The organism is Micromonospora sp. NPDC002296, from assembly GCF_040296145.1.
GTDB lineage: Bacteria > Actinomycetota > Actinomycetes > Mycobacteriales > Micromonosporaceae > Micromonospora.
The window spans coordinates 1-3,089 of sequence record NZ_JBEOWQ010000111.1; the positions used below are offsets into that span (position 1 = coordinate 1).

Below are 3,089 nucleotides of genomic sequence, written 5' to 3' on the forward strand. Positions count from 1 at the left end.
TGTGTCGGTGGTGTTGGGGGGGTTGGGTTCGGCGGGGCGGTTGCCGGTGGGTCGGTGGCGGGTGGTGGAGGTTGGTGCGGAGGGTGTGGTCCCGGGCGTTCCTGTTCCTGTGCCTGTGCCTGTTCCGGTGGGGGTGGCGGGTGACAGTGCGGCGTATGTGATCTACACGTCGGGTTCCACCGGCCGGCCCAAGGGCGTCACGGTGACCCACCGCAACGCGTCCCGGTTGTTCGCCTCGGCGGCCCGGGACTTCAGCTTCGGACCCGACGACGTCTGGTCGATGTTCCACAGCGCGTCGTTCGACGTCTGCGTGTGGGAGATGTGGGGTGCGCTGAGCACCGGCGGACGGCTGGTCGTGGTGCCCTACTGGGTCTCCCGCAGCCCCGACGACCTGTACGCGCTCGTGCGGGACGCGGGCGTGACCGTGTTCAGTCAGACGCCGTCCGCGTTCGTCCAGTTCGAGGCCGCCGACGCCCGCCTCGGGGACCAGCACCAGCTGGGGCTGCGCTACGTCGTGTTCGCCGGTGAGGCGCTGGAACGCGGGTCGGTGCGCCGGTGGGCGGAACGGCACGGCTGGGACCGGCCGCGCCTGGTGAACATGTACGGGATCACCGAGACCACCGTGCACAACACCTTCCGGGAGGTCGAGCCGGACGACCTGTCCCGCGCCCTCACCCAGATCGGTCGCCCGCTGGCGGACCTGGCGATCCACGTCCTGGACGGGCACCTGCGGCCCTGCCCGGTCGGCGTCATCGGCGAGATGTACGTCGGCGGACCGGGGGTCGGCCGGTGCTACCTCGGCCAGCCCGGGTTGACCGCGGGACGCTTCGTGGCGGACCCGGTCGGCGACGAGCCGGGCGCCCGCCTCTACCGCAGCGGCGACCTGGCGCGGTGGCGCCCCGACGGGACCCTGGAGTACGCCGGCCGCGCCGACAGCATGGTCAAGATCCGTGGCTTCCGCGTCGAGCTGACGGAGATCGAGGCCGTGGCCCACCAGTTCCCCGGCGTCACCGGCACGGTGGTCACGATCCGGCCGGACGACGCGGGGGCCCCGCAGCTCATCGCCTACGTGTCGCCGGAAGCCGGGTCGGCGGTGCCGATCGCCGAGCTGCGGCAGTGGCTGGCGGACCGCCTGCCGGACTACATGGTGCCGGCGAGGTTCGTGGAGCTGACGGCGATCCCCCTGACGCCGAGCGGCAAGACGGACCACCGGCGGCTACCGGATCCCGTCGACGCCCGCCCTGCCGGCAGCGGCGACCACGTCGCACCGCGGGGGCCGGTGGAGCGGCGGCTCGCCGAGATCTGGGTCGAGGCGCTCGGCCAGGTTCAGGTGGGCCGGCACGACAACTTCTTCCACCTGGGCGGCGACTCGATCCGCAGCATCCGGGTGCTCGGCGCGGCGCGCGCCAGCGGCATCACGTTCGAGTTGCAGGAGCTGTTCCACCGCCCGACGATCGCCGAACTCGCTGCCGTGTGCACGGTCGTCGACATCCCGGACGCCACGGTACGTCGACCGTTCGACCTGGTCAGCGCCGCCGACCGAACCCACCTGCCGGACGGCCTCGTCGACGCGTACCCGATGACGGCGTTGCAGGTGGGCATGGTCTACGAGATGACCCGCGACCCGGAGCGGCTGCCGTACCACAACGTCGACAGCATGAAGGTCCGGGCGCCGTTCGAGGCCGACGCATTCGAACGGGCGGTCGCCCACGTCGTACGCCGGCACCCGGTCCTGCGGACGGCGCTGTCGCTCACCGACTACAGCGAGCCGCTCCAGCTCGTGCACCGGGACGCGGTCCTGCCGGTCGGCTGCGAGGACCTGCGCGGCCTCGACGAGGCGGCGCAGGACGAGATCATCCGGTCCCACCTGGAGCACCAGCGGGTCACGCCGTTCGACCACGATCGCCCGCCGCTGCTGCGGATGCACGTGCACCGCCGGTCGGACGACGTGTTCCAGTGGACGCTGACCGAGCACCACGCCGTGTTCGACGGCTGGAGCCTGCACTCCACGCTCAGCGAGATCATGCGGGTCTACCTGGGCCTGCGCGACGGCGTCGAGCCGCAGGACCCGCCGCTGACCTCGCAGTACCGCGACTTCGTCGAGCTGGAGCGCGCCGCCCTCGCATCGACCGGGACCGAACAGTTCTGGCGCGAGCGGCTGGCCGACCCGCCGGACACCAGGCTGCTGCGGTGGCCCGACGGGCCCGTGCCGGAGCTGGCCGCCGAACGGCGCTTCCTGGGCGAGTGGTGGTACGCGACGGCCGCTCGCCAGCGCTACGGCTCGGTGGAGACGGTGCTGAGCCCGGAACTCTGCACGGCGCTGCGGGACCTCGCCAACCGGTGCGGCACCCCGCTGAAGACCCTCTTCGTCGCGGCCTGCCTGCGTACGGTCGGCTACGCCACCGGCGCGACGGACGTGCTGGTCGGCGTGACGGCAAACGGCCGGCCGGAGGAGCGCGGCGGCGACGACGTGCGGGGGCTGTTCCTGAACACGCTGCCGTTCCGGCTGGCGCTGCCCGACGGCCGGTGGACCGACCTGATCGCCGAGGTCTTCGCGGCCGAGCGCGACATGCTGCCGCACCGCCGCTTCCCCATGGCCGAGATGCAACGCCGGCTGGGCATGGACCAGCCGGTCAACGTCAACTTCGTCTACAACCACTTCCACGTGATGGCCGAGATGTTGTCCGCCCGGGGCACCGAGATCCTCGACGGGAAGATCGGCAGCTTCTCCACCGTCCGCGCCGAACCGACGAACTTCCCGCTCAACATCGGCGTCGTCCGCGACCCGGTCTCCGACCGGGTGCTGCTGGCGCTGGACTTCCACACCGACGCGGTCCGTGCCGAGCAGGCCCGGCTGCTGCGCGACTACTTCGTGGGCGCCCTCTGGGACATGGTGACCGCGCCGGACCGGCGGTACCTGCGCGAACCGCTGGCGGGTGCGGCGGAGCGGTCGTTGGTGGGGTCGTGGTCGTCGGCGGTGGTGGGTTCGGGTGGTTCGGGTGGGTTGTTGGTGCATGAGTTGGTGGGTCGGTGGGTGGGTCGGTCGCCGGGTGCGGTGGCGGTGGTGTGTGGGGATGTGGTGTTGACGT

1 protein-coding gene is annotated in these 3,089 nt (G+C 71.9%); it reads left to right on the top strand.

Features of this window, described 5'->3' with window-relative positions:
- Positions 1–157 precede the first annotated feature (157 nt).
- A partial coding sequence (locus ABT023_RS28880) for a non-ribosomal peptide synthetase (protein WP_350889841.1) occupies positions 158–3,089 on the top strand: 2,932 nt, incomplete at its 3' end.